Below are 16139 nucleotides of genomic sequence, written 5' to 3' on the forward strand. Positions count from 1 at the left end.
TATGTTTTTACTTCACTGTAATAAATTGCTTGCCGTGCCAGATGCCAATACGAGTACGGCTATTCGACACATCGCTTTTTTGCAGCCTTATTTTTGTGCCCGGCATGACGTAATAACGCTCGCGGCAGCCCCTGCCCTGATCCTGCGCCTTGTCCTTGCAGGCGCCGTAGGCGATCACGCGAAATGAGACATTGCCGGTATTGGTAATCAGATCGTCCTGACGGCTGTAGTCGAAGCGCTCCTTACGCGGGGCAACAACCAGAATGGTGCCAATTTCCGCCGAGGCCGTGGCCGTCGCGGCTTTACCGGCTTTGGTGGTTGCGCTTTCACTGATCGGCTCGTCTATCCACTGCAGGCGGTAATAACGCTCTTTATCATCCTCCGGACCTTTATAGAAAAAACGAAACACATCTTTCGCTTCGCCAGGAAGAATAAGGCTGGCGGGTGTCGATAATAATTCACCGGGATTAGCGTTCAGCTCGACGCCGCCGGGCAGCGGAGAGGAGAGTTGTTTTACCGTCACACTCACATAGCGCGCAGAGTCCGTCGTGTTGATGATTTCTTTCGATAATGAACTCTCTTCGGAAATCATTATCGATGTAATATCACCCACATTAATTGCCCAGCTGGAAAAGGATGTTGCAATCCCTACCAACATGGCTATTGGCACATATTTAGTCATTACTTATTTCCTGAGAAAATTCGGGAGAGTAACTCTCCCGAATTTTATTCATTACGCTGGCGTGGTCCAGGTCGCGTTGAACTGTACTTTCACATCGCCAGTCCAGTAGCCGTCAGGCAGCGCTGAGTAATCTGTTACCGGAGTCGTACCGTCAGAGGTAGCAGAGGAAATGGAGAACTTGAAGCTGGACTGATCGCTCACGCGCTCAGCACCGTTATAAGCACCATCCGCCATCAGGCTCTCGAGGCCAGAGGTTGAAGAGGAGTTAACCAGTACGGTTTCAGACGCGCTGGAAAGCGCGTTGCCGTTCCATGCCACACCCACGTCCAACGTAGACGCATCGCCGCTTGCGTTGGTCAGAGTATTGCTGATGACCTGTGCAGTCAGCTCGAAATCTGTCGCACTTTCTTGTCCCTGAATGGTTACGTCAAAAGCGCCGTCCTGAGTGTTAAACCCGTTCAGGCCTTCCGCATACTGGAAAGTCAGAGAGTTCAGCGGAGTAACAACCAGCATGCTGGTTGTATCTTTTGTAGCCGTTGCATCCCATGACGCTGTAGCAGAGGCAGTCACATCAGCCATTGCATTTGCGGCTGCGAACACAGAAACCAGAGAGGCCACCAGTAATAACTTTTTCATTTTTTTCTCCTGAGAACAAACGCGCAACCAGGCACTCTTTATAAGAACCAGGATGCTCCATTTAATTGCGAGCGAAATTTGCCGCGCCAAAAAAGTATTATTCGAAATAATCTTCCTCACAACACCATAAAATACGAAAAACCTTAACATCTCTAAGAATTTTCTTATCAAAAATAGGTTAGCAACACCCGACAGCAACATTAAACCCTGATAAATAATTAATTAATAGCTTTTAATTCTTAATTAATCGCAAATTAAGGATTTTAAATCCATTCTTATTTTTTGATACAAATCAAAATAGGAAAAGAATACGAAAAAGCCAAAAAACATTATGAATCAATTAACTATTGAACTCGATCTAAAATAAAAATGTTTGTTAAATTTTTGCTAAAAACATGCATCAATTTAGTAATGAGTGGAAAATTCCTATACTATATTAATAATGACAGGAATATTCTTAGACTTTTAATTAATAATAAATACCGAGCAGCGGGTTATATTTTTTATCGAAGAAGAGTAACTTCGGAATATTCCACGAATAAAGAAATATTCCTGGATTAAACCGAATCCGCGAAGCGCTACGCAACGAAGCCGCACCGGCACCATTCAGACCATTCCTGACAGTCTTCCATATTTCCTCCATTTTTCCACCGTGTTGCCTGACTAAACTAGTATCATTCCCCGAAGTATTCATGATGAGAACGTATAACGATGAAAGGCAGTAACAAATCCCGCTGGGCAATCGCCGCTGGCATCATTGTGGTGGTCCTTGCCACCGCCTGGTACTGGCACAGTCAATCCACGAACTCCGCAGCCCCCACCGGTGCCAGCAGTCAGGCACAGCGCCCGGCAGGCGGAGGGCGTCACGGCATGCGCGGCGGCGCGCTGGCACCGGTCCAGGCGGCGACGGCGGTGAATAAAGCCGTTCCTCGCTATCTCACAGGTCTCGGAACCATTACCGCCGCCAATACCGCCACGGTGCGCAGCCGCGTCGACGGCCAGCTCATCGCGATCCACTTCCAGGAAGGTCAGCAGGTTAAGGCGGGCGATCTGCTGGCAGAAATCGACCCGAGCCAGTTTAAGGTCGCCCTCGCCCAGGCGCAGGGACAGCTTGCGAAAGACAAAGCCACGCTCGCCAACGCCCGGCGCGATCTGGCCCGCTACCAGCAGCTGGTGAAAACGAATCTGGTGTCTCGCCAGGAGCTGGACACCCAGCAGTCGCTGGTCAGCGAAACGCAGGGCACCATCAAAGCCGACGAGGCCGCGGTCGCCAGCGCGCAGCTGCAGCTGGACTGGAGTCGTATCACCGCGCCGATTGACGGGCGCGTTGGCCTGAAGCAGGTCGATATCGGCAACCAGATCTCCAGCGGCGACACCACGGGCATCGTGGTGATCACCCAGACCCACCCGATTGATTTAGTCTTTACCCTGCCGGAAAGCGATATCGCGACCGTCATGCAGGCGCAAAAATCCGGAAAGGGCCTGGTGGTGGAAGCCTGGGACCGCACCAACAAGCAAAAACTGAGTGAAGGTTCCCTGCTGAGTCTGGATAACCAGATAGATACCACCACCGGTACCATCAAGCTGAAGGCGCGCTTTAATAACCAGGACGATTCCCTCTTCCCGAACCAGTTCGTCAACGCGCGAATGCTGGTTGCTACCGAAGAGAACGCGGTGGTGATCCCCACCGCTGCGCTGCAGATGGGTAACGAAGGTAACTTCGTCTGGGTACTTAACAGCGACAATAAGGTCAGCAAGCACCTGGTGAAAACCGGTATCCAGGACAGCCAGACGGTGGTCATCGCCGCCGGCCTTTCCGCAGGCGACCGCGTGGTCACAGACGGCATTGACCGTCTGACCGAAGGTGCCAAAGTGGAAGTGGTTGAACCTGCGAAACAGGGAGAGAAATCCTGATGCAGGTTATGCCCCCAGGCTCTACAGGTGGGCCGTCACGCCTGTTTATCCTCCGTCCTGTCGCCACCACGCTGCTGATGGTGGCGATCCTGCTCGCCGGGATTATTGGCTATCGCTTCCTGCCCGTCTCCGCGCTGCCGGAAGTGGATTACCCAACGATTCAGGTTGTCACTCTCTATCCGGGGGCCAGCCCGGACGTGGTGACGTCCGCCATCACCGCCCCGCTGGAGCGACAGTTTGGGCAGATGTCCGGGCTAAAACAGATGTCCTCCCAGAGTTCCGGCGGCGCATCCGTCGTGACGCTGCAGTTCCAGCTGACGCTGTCGCTGGACGTCGCCGAGCAGGAGGTACAGGCCGCCATCAACGCCGCCACCAACCTGCTGCCTTCGGACCTGCCTAACCCGCCGGTCTACAGCAAGGTGAACCCGGCGGATCCGCCGATCATGACGCTTGCCGTCACCTCCTCCGCCATGCCGATGACCCAGGTCGAAGACATGGTCGAAACGCGCGTGGCGCAGAAAATTTCTCAGGTCTCCGGCGTCGGCCTCGTCACCCTGGCGGGCGGCCAGCGCCCCGCCGTGCGCGTGAAGCTCAACGCGCAGGCGATTGCCGCGCTGGGGCTGACCAGCGAAACCATCCGCACCGCCATCAGCAGTGCCAACGTTAACTCGGCAAAAGGCTCGCTGGACGGCCCTACCCGCGCCGTGACGCTCTCTGCCAACGATCAGATGCAGTCCGCCGATGAATACCGACAGCTAATTATTGCTTACCAGAACGGCGCCCCGGTGCGTCTGGGCGACGTGGCGACCGTGGAGCAAGGTGCTGAGAACAGCTGGCTCGGCGCCTGGGCCAACAGGCAGCAGGCGATCGTGATGAACGTACAGCGCCAGCCGGGTGCTAACATCATCGAAACCGCCGACAGCATCCGCACCATGCTGCCGCAGCTGATCGAAAGCCTGCCGAAATCGGTCAGCGTGAAGGTGCTTTCCGACCGCACCACCAACATTCGCGCATCGGTCACCGACACCCAGTTTGAGCTGATGCTGGCGATTGCGCTGGTGGTCATGATCATCTATCTGTTCCTGCGTAACGTTCCGGCAACCATCATTCCCGCCGTCGCCGTGCCGCTCTCGCTGGTCGGGACCTTTGCGGTGATGGTGTTCCTCGATTTTTCGATTAACAACCTTACGCTGATGGCGCTCACCATCGCCACCGGGTTCGTGGTGGATGACGCCATCGTCGTTATCGAGAACATTTCGCGCTATATCGAGAAAGGTGAAAAACCGCTGGCGGCCGCGCTGAAAGGCGCGGGCGAAATCGGCTTTACCATTATCTCGCTGACCTTCTCGCTGATTGCGGTGCTGATCCCGCTGCTGTTTATGGGCGATATCGTCGGGCGGCTGTTCCGCGAATTTGCCGTGACGCTGGCGGTCGCCATTTTGATCTCCGCCGTGGTGTCGCTGACCCTGACGCCGATGATGTGCGCCCGCATGCTGAGCCACGAGTCCCTGCGCAAGCAAAACCGCTTCTCGCGCGCCTCCGAGCGCATGTTCGAGCGGATTATTGCCGCCTACGGTCGCGTGCTGGCGAAAGTCCTCAATCATCCGTGGGCCACGCTCGGCGTGGCGCTGGGAACCCTGGCGCTCAGCGTGATGCTGTGGATTTTCATTCCGAAAGGCTTCTTCCCCATCCAGGACAACGGCATTATTCAGGGCACGCTTCAGGCGCCGCAGTCGGTCTCCTTCGCCAATATGGCGCAGCGCCAGCAGCAGGTGTCTGAAATCATCATGAAGGATCCGGCGGTCGAGAGCCTGACGGCCTACGTGGGCGTCGACGGCACCAACCCGTCGCTCAACAGCGCGCGTCTGCAGATCAACCTCAAGCCGCTGGATGAACGCGACGATCGCGTCAACGCCGTCATTGAGCGTCTGCAAAGCGCCGTCGCACGCGTGCCGGGCGTGGAGCTTTACCTGCAGCCCATTCAGGATTTGACCATTGATACCCAGGTCAGCCGCACGCAGTACCAGTTCACGCTGCAGGCCACCACGCTGGATGCCCTCAGCACCTGGGTGCCGCAGCTGGTGAATAAGCTTAACACCCTGCCGCAGCTCTCCGACGTCAGCAGCGACTGGCAGGACAAAGGGCTGGCGGCATACGTGAACGTCAACCGCGATACCGCCAGCCGTCTGGGCATTACCATGTCGGATGTGGATAACGCCCTGTACAACGCCTTCGGTCAGCGCCTGATCTCCACCATCTACACCCAGGCCAACCAGTATCGCGTAGTGCTGGAGCACAACACGGAGAACACGCCCGGCCTGGCGGGGCTGGACTCGGTGCGCCTGACCAGCAAAGACGGCGGTATTGTACCGCTGAGCGCTATCGCCACGGTGGAAGAACGCTATACCCCGCTGTCAATCAACCATCTGGATCAGTTCCCGTCCACCACCATCTCCTTCAACGTGCCGGACAATTATTCTCTCGGCGAAGCGGTGGAGGCCGTTCAGGCTGCTGAAAAAGAGCTCAGCTTCCCGTCCGATATTCAGACCCAATTCCAGGGCAGCACCCTGGCGTTTCAGGCCGCGCTGGGTAACACCATCTGGCTGATCGTCGCGGCGGTCGTGGCGATGTACATCGTGCTCGGGGTGCTGTACGAAAGCTTTATCCACCCGATCACCATCCTCTCTACCCTGCCGACGGCGGGCGTGGGGGCGCTGCTGGCGCTGATGCTGGCGGGCAGCGAGCTGGACGTCATTGCCATCATCGGCATTATCCTGCTTATCGGGATCGTGAAGAAAAACGCCATCATGATGATCGACTTCGCCCTGGCCGCCGAGCGCGAGCAGGGCATGTCGCCGCGCGACGCCATCTTCCAGGCCTGTCTGCTGCGTTTTCGTCCGATCCTGATGACGACGCTGGCCGCCCTGCTGGGCGCGCTGCCGCTGATGCTCAGCACCGGCGTCGGCGCGGAGCTGCGCCGTCCGCTGGGTATCGGTATGGTCGGCGGCCTGCTGGTGAGCCAGGTGCTAACGCTCTTTACCACGCCGGTGATCTACCTGCTGTTTGACCGCCTGGCGCTGTGGGCCAAAAGCCGCCTCCCGAAACGTGAAGAGGAGGCATAAGTGAAGTTTTTCGCCCTCTTCATTTATCGCCCGGTGGCGACAATTTTAATCTCGCTCGCCATTACCCTCTGCGGCGTGCTGGGCTTCCGGCTGCTGCCGGTGGCGCCCCTGCCGCAGGTGGATTTCCCGGTGATCATGGTCAGCGCCTCGCTGCCGGGTGCGTCACCGGAGACCATGGCCTCGTCGGTTGCCACGCCGCTGGAGCGTTCCCTTGGGCGGATTGCGGGGGTCAACGAGATGACCTCCAGCAGCTCGCTGGGCAGCACGCGCATCATTCTGGAGTTCAGCTTCGACCGGGATATTAACGGCGCGGCGCGCGACGTGCAGGCCGCCATCAACGCCGCACAGAGCCTGCTGCCGAGCGGGATGCCGAGCCGACCAACCTACCGCAAGGCCAACCCGTCCGATGCGCCGATCATGATCCTGACGCTGACCTCGGACACGTATTCTCAGGGGCAGCTTTACGACTTTGCCTCCACCCAGCTGGCGCAGACCATCTCACAAATTAACGGCGTCGGTGACGTGAGCGTCGGGGGAAGTTCCCTGCCCGCCGTGCGCGTGGGCTTAAACCCGCAGGCGCTGTTCAACCAGGGCGTGTCGCTGGATGACGTGCGCTCCGCCATCAGCAACGCCAACGTGCGCAAACCGCAGGGAGCGATTGAGGACGGTAGCCACCGATGGCAGATCCACACCAACGACGAGCTGAAAACCGCCGCGGAATATCAGCCGCTCATTATTCACTACAACAACGGCGCGGCGGTGCGCTTAAGCGACGTAGCCAGCGTCACCGACTCGGTGCAGGACGTGCGTAACGCCGGGATGACCAACGCTAAGCCGGCCATTCTGCTGATGATCCGCAAGCTGCCGGAAGCGAACATTATTGAGACGGTGAACAGCATTCGCGCCCGCCTTCCGGACCTGCAGGAGACCATCCCGGCGGCAATCGATCTGCAAATTGCCCAGGATCGCTCCCCGACCATTCGCGCCTCGCTTGAAGAGGTGGAGCAAACGCTGATTATCTCCGTCGCGCTGGTGATCCTGGTGGTCTTCCTGTTCCTGCGATCCGGCCGTGCGACGCTTATTCCGGCGGTGGCCGTGCCGGTCTCGCTGATCGGTACCTTTGCCGCCATGTACCTGTGCGGGTTTAGCCTCAACAACCTGTCGCTGATGGCCCTGACGATAGCGACGGGCTTCGTGGTGGATGACGCCATCGTGGTGCTGGAAAACATTTCCCGCCACCTGGAAGCAGGCGTGAAGCCGCTGCAGGCTGCGCTCCAGGGCACGCGCGAGGTGGGCTTTACGGTGCTCTCCATGAGCCTGTCGCTGGTAGCGGTATTCCTGCCGCTGCTTTTGATGGGCGGGCTGCCGGGCCGGCTGCTGCGCGAGTTTGCCGTCACCCTCTCCGTCGCTATCGGCATTTCGCTGGTTATCTCCCTAACGCTGACGCCAATGATGTGCGGCTGGATGCTCAAGCGCAGCAAACCGCATTCGCAGCCGCGCCGCAAAGGCTTTGGTCGCCTCCTGATGGCCATGCAGGAAGGCTACGGCAAATCGCTGAAGTGGGTGCTGAACCATACCCGTCTGGTCGGCCTGGTGCTTGTTGCTACCATTGGGCTGAACGTCTGGATGTACATCACCATCCCGAAAACCTTCTTCCCGGAGCAGGACACCGGCGTGCTGATGGGGGGTATTCAGGCGGACCAGAGCATTTCGTTCCAGGCGATGCGCGGCAAGCTGCAGGACTTTATGAAGATCATCCGGGAAGACAAAGCCGTGGACAACGTCACCGGCTTTACCGGCGGGTCACGCGTTAACAGCGGGATGATGTTTATTACCCTGAAACCGCGCGGCGAGCGCAACGAAACCGCCCAGCAGGTGATTGACCGTCTGCGGGTGAAGCTCGCCAAAGAGCCGGGCGCCAATCTGTTTTTGATGGCCGTTCAGGATATCCGCGTCGGCGGCCGTCAGGCGAACGCCAGCTATCAGTACACGTTGCTCTCGGACGATTTAGCCGCCCTGCGGGAATGGGAGCCGAAGATCCGCAAGGCGCTGGCCGCCCTGCCGCAGCTGGCGGACGTCAACTCCGATCAGCAGGACAACGGCGCCGAGATGGCCCTGACCTACGACCGCGAAACCATGTCGCGGATGGGCATTAACGTCGAAGCCGCCAACAGCCTGCTGAACAACGCCTTCGGCCAGCGCGAGATCTCCACCATCTACCAGCCGATGAACCAGTACAAGGTGGTGATGGAGGTTGACCCGCGCTACACCCAGGACATCAGCGCCCTGGACAAAATGTTTGTGATTAACAACGACGGCAAGGCGATTCCGCTCTCCTACTTTGCCAGCTGGCAGCCTGCCAACGCGCCGCTGTCGGTGAACCATCAGGGGCTGTCGGCGGCGTCGACCATCTCCTTTAACCTGCCCGCCGGTTCGTCGCTTTCTGAGGCAAGCGACGCGATCAACCGCGCGATGACCCAGCTTGGCGTGCCGTCCACCGTGCGCGGCAGCTTTGCCGGGACCGCGCAGGTGTTCCAGGAGACGATGAACTCGCAGGTGATTTTGATTCTGGCCGCCATCGCAACGGTTTATATTGTGCTGGGCGTGCTGTACGAGAGCTACGTCCACCCGCTGACCATCCTCTCGACGCTGCCGTCGGCGGGCGTGGGGGCGCTGCTGGCGCTGGAGCTGTTCGGCGCGCCGTTTAGCCTGATCGCGCTCATCGGGATCATGCTGTTGATCGGCATCGTGAAGAAAAACGCCATCATGATGGTGGACTTCGCGCTGGACGCCCAGCGCAACGGCAATCTGTCGCCGGAAGAGGCCATCTTCCAGGCCTGCCTGCTGCGTTTTCGTCCGATCATGATGACCACCCTGGCGGCGCTGTTTGGCGCATTGCCGCTGGTTGTCTCGGGCGGCGACGGCTCAGAGCTGCGCCAGCCGCTGGGGATCACCATTGTCGGCGGCCTGGTGATGAGCCAGCTGCTGACGCTGTACACTACGCCGGTGGTCTATCTGTTCTTCGACCGCCTGCGGCTGCGCTTTTCGCGTAAAAACAGAACCACGGTGACCGAGTAGATGACCGATCTCCCCGCTAACGTTCGCTGGCAGTTATGGATAGTCGCTTTCGGCTTCTTTATGCAGTCGCTGGATACGACCATCGTCAATACCGCCCTCCCCTCCATGGCGAAAAGCCTGGGGGAAAGCCCGCTGCATATGCACATGGTGATTGTCTCCTACGTGCTGACGGTTGCCGTGATGCTGCCCGCCAGCGGCTGGCTGGCGGACAAAGTGGGCGTGCGGAATATCTTCTTTACCGCCATCGTGCTGTTTACCACCGGCTCGCTGTTTTGCGCGAAGGCCAACACCCTCGACCAGCTGGTGATGGCGCGCGTGCTGCAGGGCGTCGGCGGGGCGATGATGGTGCCCGTCGGGCGGCTAACGGTGATGAAGATTGTGCCGCGCGAGCAGTACATGGCGGCGATGACCTTTGTCACCCTGCCCGGTCAGGTGGGGCCGCTGCTGGGCCCGGCGCTCGGCGGCATTCTGGTGGAGTACGCCTCCTGGCACTGGATCTTCTTAATCAATCTTCCGGTGGGCATCATCGGCGCCATCGCCACCCTGACGCTGATGCCGAACTACAAAATGCAGACGCGGCGCTTTGATTTCTTTGGCTTTATCCTGCTGGCGGCGGGCATGGCCACGCTTACCATGGCACTCGACGGGCAAAAAGGTCTGGGCATTTCGCCCCTGACGCTCGGGCTCCTGATAGCGCTCGGCGTTACCGCCATACTGTGGTACCTGCGGCATGCCAGAGGTAACGATAAGGCGCTGTTCAGCCTGAACTTGTTTAAAAACCCCACCTACCGTCTTGGCCTGTTCGGCAGCTTCGCCGGGCGCGTCGGCAGCGGCATGCTGCCGTTTATGACGCCCGTTTTCCTGCAAATCGGAATGGGATTTTCGCCGTTCCACGCGGGCCTGATGATGATCCCGATGGTGCTCGGCAGCATGGGAATGAAGCGTATCGTGGTGCAGGTGGTGAACCGCTTTGGCTACCGTCGCGTGCTGGTGACCGCCACGCTGGGGCTGGCGCTGGTGAGTCTTCTGTTTATGGCCGTGGCGCTGATGGGCTGGTACTACGTTCTGCCGCTGGTGCTCTTCTGCCAGGGGATCGTCAACTCCATGCGCTTCTCGTCGATGAATACCCTGACGCTGAAGGACCTGTCGGACGATCTGGCGAGCAGCGGCAACAGCCTGCTGTCGATGATCATGCAGCTCGCAATGAGCGTCGGGGTGACCATCGCGGGTTTACTGCTCGGCATGTACGGCCAGCACCATCTCAGCGTCGACACGCCGGTGGCGCATCAGGTCTTTTTGTATACCTATTTAAGCATGGCGATCATTATCGCCCTGCCCGCTTTCATCTTCGCCAGAGTGCCGGATGATACCAGCAAGAACGTCGTGATTAGGCGCGGCAAAAGGAGTGGTTCATGAAATTCTGGCGTCCGGGAATTACCGGCAAGCTCTTCGTGGCGATATTTGCCACCTGTATCGTCCTGCTGATCACCATGCACTGGGCGGTGCGGATCAGCTTCGAGCGCGGTTTTATTGATTACATCAAGCATGGCAATGAACAGCGTTTACAGGGCTTAAGCGATGCGCTGAGCGAACAGTACGCCCAGCACGGCAACTGGCATTTTCTGCGCAATAACGACCGCTTTATTTTCCAGATCCTGCGCTCGCTGGAGCACGACACCGGTGACGATCGCCCGGGGCCGGGCATGCCGCCGCACGGCTGGCGCACCCAGTTCTGGGTGATTGACCAGGACATGCGCACGCTGGTGGGTCCGCGCGCGCCGATACCGCCGGACGGCACCCGTCGTGCGATCAAAGTGAATAACGCGACAGTCGGCTGGGTTATCGCCTCTCCGGTGGAGCGCCTGACGCGCAACACCGACATCAACTTTGACCGCCAGCAGCGTCGGACCAGCTGGCTGATTGTCGCCCTCTCCACCCTGCTCGCAGCGCTCGCCACCTTCCCGCTGGCGCGCGGTCTGCTCGCCCCGGTGAAACGGCTGGTGGAAGGCACGCACAGGCTGGCCGCCGGGGATTTCACCACCCGCGTCGATACCCGCAGCCAGGACGAACTGGGCAAGCTGGCGCAGGACTTTAACCAGCTCGCCAGCACGCTGGAGAAGAACCAGCAGATGCGCCGCGACTTTATGGCCGATATTTCACACGAGCTGCGCACCCCGCTGGCGGTGCTGCGCGGCGAGCTGGAGGCCATTCAGGACGGCGTGCGCCAGTTTACGCCTGAATCGGTGGCCTCTCTGCAGGCGGAGGTGGGCACGCTCACCAAGCTGGTGGATGACCTCCACCAGCTCTCCATGTCTGACGAAGGCGCGCTGGCCTACCAGAAAGCGCCGGTGGACGTGATTAATATTCTGGAAGTGATCAGCGGCGCGTTCCGCGAGCGGTTTGCCAGCCGCGACCTGAAAATCGACCTCTCCCTGCCGGACAGCGCGGTGGTGTTTGGCGACAAAGACCGGCTGATGCAGCTGTTCAATAACCTGCTGGAAAACAGCCTGCGCTACACCGACAGCGGCGGCGGGCTGCACATCTCCGGCAGGCAGGAAAACGGGCGCTTTGCCCTTACCTTCGCGGATTCTGCCCCCGGCGTGCAGGACGCGCAGCTGGAAAAACTGTTTGAACGTTTCTACCGCACCGAAGGCTCCCGCAACCGCGCCAGCGGCGGTTCCGGCCTGGGGCTGGCGATTTGCGTTAACATCGTCGAGGCGCATAATGGCACGATCCGCGCCGCCCATTCGCCTTTTGGCGGGGTTAGCATTACAGTAGAGTTACCTCTGGAACGGGATTTATCGAGAGAAGCATGACCGAGTTACCGATTGACGAAAACACGCCGCGCATTTTGATCGTGGAAGACGAACCCAAGCTTGGGCAGCTGCTGATCGACTATTTACGCGCGGCCAGCTATGCCCCGTCGCTGATAAGCCACGGCGACCAGGTGCTGCCCTACGTGCGCCAGACCCCGCCGGACCTGATCCTGCTGGATTTAATGCTGCCGGGCGTTGACGGACTGACCCTGTGCCGGGAAATTCGTCGCTTCTCCGACGTACCGATCGTCATGGTCACCGCCAAAATTGAAGAGATTGACCGCCTGCTGGGGCTCGAAATTGGCGCAGACGATTACATCTGCAAGCCCTACAGCCCGCGCGAGGTGGTCGCCCGCGTGAAAACCATTCTGCGCCGCTGCAGGCCGCAGCGCGAGCTTCAGGTGCTTGACGCCGAAAGCCCGCTGATTGTCGACGAAAGCCGCTTCCAGGCGAGCTGGCGCAGCAAGCTGCTGGACCTGACGCCTGCGGAGTTCCGCCTGCTGAAAACCCTCTCCCACGAGCCGGGAAAAGTCTTCTCCCGCGAACAGCTGCTGAATCACCTGTATGACGATTACCGCGTCGTAACCGACCGCACCATCGACAGCCATATCAAAAACCTGCGCCGCAAGCTGGAGGCGCTGGACGCCGAGCAGTCGTTTATCCGCGCGGTGTACGGCGTGGGGTATCGCTGGGAAGCGGATGCGTGCAGGATTGCGTGACCTTTCGACGCTGAAACCCGCCCCAGGGCGGGTTTTTCTTTTCTGGAACCAATTCAGGAATCAGCCATACTCCTTTTACCGGTTCGCTTGCTTATAACTGGTGCCTCTCATTTTACTTTCGATCAAGGAGTTCCTATGTCTGGTTGGTTCGAATTAAGTAAAAGCAGTGATGGTCAGTACAGGTTTGTGCTGAAAGCGGGTAACGGAGAGATCATTCTTACCAGCGAGCTTTACACCAGTAAAAGTGCCGCCGAAAACGGCATTGCCTCCGTACGAACGAACAGCCCCCTCGACGAGCGCTATGAGAAGAAAACAGCTTCTAACGGTAAGTACCATTTCAATCTCAAGGCAGGCAATCATCAGGTGATTGGCAGCAGCCAGCTTTATGCAACGGAACAATCGCGTGATAAGGGCATAGCCTCGGTCAAAACTAACGGGTCTACTCAGACGGTAAAAGACAACACCTGACAACACGAAGCACGCCGGGATAGCGGTGACGCGACCCGGCGCTTTACCTCCCCGCCCCGCAGCGCTACAATGCCCGCCCTTAATGTGGGGGATCTCCCCTTACCGCTGCACCTGGTGCACGCGGATCTGACCTGTCATCAGAACGAGAACAAACATGTTTAAACCGGAACTCCTTTCCCCGGCGGGAACGCTGCAAAATATGCGTTACGCTTTCGCCTATGGCGCCGACGCCGTGTATGCGGGCCAGCCGCGCTACTCGCTGCGCGTGCGTAACAACGAATTCAACCACGAGAACCTGCAGCTCGGCATCAACGAAGCGCATGCTCTGGGCAAGAAATTCTACGTGGTCGTGAACATCGCGCCGCACAACGCCAAGCTGAAAACGTTCATCCGCGACCTGAAGCCCGTGGTGGATATGGGGCCGGACGCGCTGATCATGTCGGATCCAGGTTTAATCATGCTGGTTCGGGAGAACTTCCCGGAGATGGATATTCACCTCTCCGTGCAGGCAAACGCCGTCAACTGGGCAACAGTGAAGTTCTGGAAGCAAATGGGGCTGACCCGCGTCATCCTGTCCCGCGAGCTTTCTCTGGAAGAGATCGAAGAGATCCGCACCCAGGTGCCGGATATGGAAATCGAAATCTTCGTCCACGGCGCGCTGTGCATGGCCTACTCCGGCCGCTGCCTGCTCTCCGGCTATATCAACAAGCGCGATCCGAACCAGGGCACCTGCACCAACGCCTGCCGCTGGGAATATAACGTCCAGGAAGGCAAAGAGGATGACATCGGTAATATCGTGCACAAGCACGAGCCTATTCCGGTGACCAACGTTGAGCCAACGCTGGGCATCGGCGCGCCAACCGACAGCGTGTTTATGATTGAAGAAGCCAAACGTCCGGGCGAGTACATGACCGCCTTTGAAGACGAGCACGGCACCTACATCATGAACTCGAAAGACCTGCGCGCCATCGCCCACGTCGAGCGTCTGACCCAGATGGGCGTTCACTCCCTGAAGATCGAAGGCCGCACCAAATCCTATTACTACTGCGCGCGTACCGCTCAGGTATATCGCAAAGCTATCGACGATGCGGCGGCCGGTAAACCGTTCGATACCAGCCTGCTGGAGACCCTGGAAGGCCTGGCACACCGCGGCTATACCGAAGGCTTCCTGCGCCGTCATACCCATGACGACTACCAGAACTACGAGCACGGCTACTCCGTTTCCGAACGTCAGCAGTTTGTCGGTGACTTCACCGGCGAGCGCAAAGGCGCGCTGGCCGCCGTGGCGGTGAAAAACAAATTCACCAAAGGCGACAGCCTGGAGCTGATGACCCCGCAGGGCAACATGAACTTTACGCTGGAGCATCTGGAAAACGGCAAAGGCGAAGCGATTGACGTGGCACCGGGTGACGGCCATACCGTCTGGCTGCCGGTTCCGGAAGAGGTGGAGCTGAAGTTCGCGCTGCTGATGCGTAACTTCAACGGTGAAAGCACCCGAAACCCACACGGCAAATAGTTAATCAGGGAAATTTTTTCGCGCTGGGATAATTCTTAGAATCGGATCACATACCGCTTCGTTCAATACGGGTATTATCCCACCCGCTGAAAAACATAACCCATAAATGCTAGCTGTACCAGGAACCACCTCCTTAGCCTGCGTAATCTCCCTTACGCGGGCTTATTTTTTGCCTTTCATCCTGTTCTTACCCGCTTTTTCCCTCTCTGCTATACACTCTTACTAACGCTAAAAAAGGGAGCAGCGCGGATGGCAACCTATCCAGACAGTTTATTGATTCTCAATGGCAAAAGCGCAGGCAACGATCTGTTGCGTCAGGCAATTCAGGGCTTGCGTGACGACGGCGCGCGCATTCACGTCAGGGTGACGTGGGAAAAAGGCGACGCGGTACGCTATATCAATGAAGCACTCGGGCTTGGCGTCAGTACCATTATTTCCGGCGGCGGCGATGGCACCATCAATGAGATTGCGTCAGCGCTTATCGACCTGCCCCCGACAAACCGGCCGGCGATGGGCATTTTACCGCTCGGCACCGCCAATGATTTTGCCACCAGCGCCGGTATCCCGGAAGAGTTAGAGAAAGCGCTCCAGCTGGCGATCCTCGGCAAGGCCGCCGCTGTGGATATTGCGCAGGTGAATGATAAAACCTGCTTTATCAATATGGCGACAGGCGGGTTCGGCACGCGCATCACCAGCGAAACGCCGGAAAAGCTGAAGGCGGCGCTGGGCGGCGTGTCGTACCTGATCCACGGCCTGATGCGCATGGACACCCTCAAGCCTGACCGCTGCGAAATTCGCGGCGAGGATTTTCAGTGGCAGGGTGACGCGCTGGTGATTGGGATTGGCAATGGCCGCCAGGCTGGCGGTGGGCAACAGCTCTGCCCGGAGGCGCTGATCAATGACGGTCAGCTCCAGCTGCGTATTTTCACGGGCGACGGCCTGCTGCCCGCGCTGTTTACCACGCTGACGCAGCCGGAAGAGAGTCCAAATATCATTGCCGGGAAATCGGCGTGGTTTGAAGTGAATGCCCCACACGGGATGACCTTTAACCTCGACGGAGAGCCGCTGAGCGGAACACAGTTCCGCATTGAGGTGTTGCCCGGCGCGCTGCAGTGTCGGCTGCCGCCGGACTGTGTGCTTTTGCGCTGATGTATCACACGGTGAGCAATGATGCCCTCACCCAACCCT

Annotated in this window: 11 protein-coding genes; 9 read left to right on the forward strand and 2 right to left on the reverse strand. The window is 58.5% G+C overall.

Features of this window, described 5'->3' with window-relative positions; translation table 11 throughout:
• Positions 1–7: 7 nt before the first annotated feature.
• Both KGP24_RS15230 and KGP24_RS15235 read right to left on the reverse strand, forming a co-directional pair.
• Positions 8–682, reverse strand: a complete 675-nt coding sequence (locus KGP24_RS15230; protein ID WP_223561006.1) for a hypothetical protein — start codon at positions 680–682, stop codon at positions 8–10.
• 51 nt (positions 683–733) lie between these two features.
• Entirely contained in the window at positions 734–1318 is a 585-nt protein-coding gene (locus KGP24_RS15235) for a common pilus major fimbrillin subunit EcpA (RefSeq protein WP_023336292.1), read from the reverse strand.
• Positions 1319–2029: 711 nt separating this feature from the next.
• Here KGP24_RS15235 and KGP24_RS15240 point away from each other — a divergent pair.
• The 9 genes from KGP24_RS15240 (at position 2030) to yegS (ending at position 16100) form a co-directional block, all read left to right on the forward strand.
• The gene (locus tag KGP24_RS15240; protein WP_223561007.1) at positions 2030–3232 is read left to right on the forward strand and encodes an MdtA/MuxA family multidrug efflux RND transporter periplasmic adaptor subunit; all 1203 of its coding nucleotides are present in this window, start codon (positions 2030–2032) and stop codon (positions 3230–3232) included.
• On the forward strand, positions 3232–6354 hold the full coding sequence (locus KGP24_RS15245) for an MdtB/MuxB family multidrug efflux RND transporter permease subunit (RefSeq protein ID WP_223561008.1): 3123 nt from the start codon (positions 3232–3234) through the stop codon (positions 6352–6354). The genes KGP24_RS15240 and KGP24_RS15245 overlap by 1 nt, the downstream gene beginning before the upstream one ends.
• Positions 6355–9432, forward strand: coding sequence for a multidrug efflux RND transporter permease subunit MdtC (mdtC, locus tag KGP24_RS15250; protein ID WP_223561009.1), 3078 nt, complete (start codon positions 6355–6357; stop codon positions 9430–9432).
• On the forward strand, positions 9433–10848 hold the full coding sequence (locus KGP24_RS15255; protein WP_223561010.1) for an MFS transporter: 1416 nt from the start codon (positions 9433–9435) through the stop codon (positions 10846–10848).
• On the forward strand, positions 10845–12248 hold the full coding sequence (gene baeS / locus KGP24_RS15260; RefSeq protein ID WP_223561011.1) for a two-component system sensor histidine kinase BaeS: 1404 nt from the start codon (positions 10845–10847) through the stop codon (positions 12246–12248). Before KGP24_RS15255 ends, baeS begins: the two co-directional genes overlap by 4 nt.
• Positions 12245–12967, forward strand: a complete 723-nt coding sequence (gene baeR, locus KGP24_RS15265) for a two-component system response regulator BaeR (RefSeq protein ID WP_032642850.1) — start codon at positions 12245–12247, stop codon at positions 12965–12967. Before baeS ends, baeR begins: the two co-directional genes overlap by 4 nt.
• A 135-nt stretch (positions 12968–13102) precedes the next feature.
• A complete protein-coding gene (locus KGP24_RS15270) occupies positions 13103–13435 on the forward strand; it encodes a YegP family protein (protein ID WP_223561012.1) in 333 nt (110 codons plus the stop codon).
• 154 nt (positions 13436–13589) lie between these two features.
• Positions 13590–14951, forward strand: coding sequence for a tRNA 5-hydroxyuridine modification protein YegQ (gene yegQ, locus KGP24_RS15275; protein ID WP_032652696.1), 1362 nt, complete (start codon positions 13590–13592; stop codon positions 14949–14951).
• Positions 14952–15200: 249 nt separating this feature from the next.
• Complete coding sequence (yegS, locus tag KGP24_RS15280; protein ID WP_223561013.1) at positions 15201–16100, forward strand: lipid kinase YegS; 900 nt, start codon at positions 15201–15203, stop codon at positions 16098–16100.
• Positions 16101–16139: the final 39 nt, after the last annotated feature.

The organism is Enterobacter sp. JBIWA008, from assembly GCF_019968765.1.
Taxonomy (GTDB): Bacteria; Pseudomonadota; Gammaproteobacteria; order Enterobacterales; family Enterobacteriaceae; genus Enterobacter.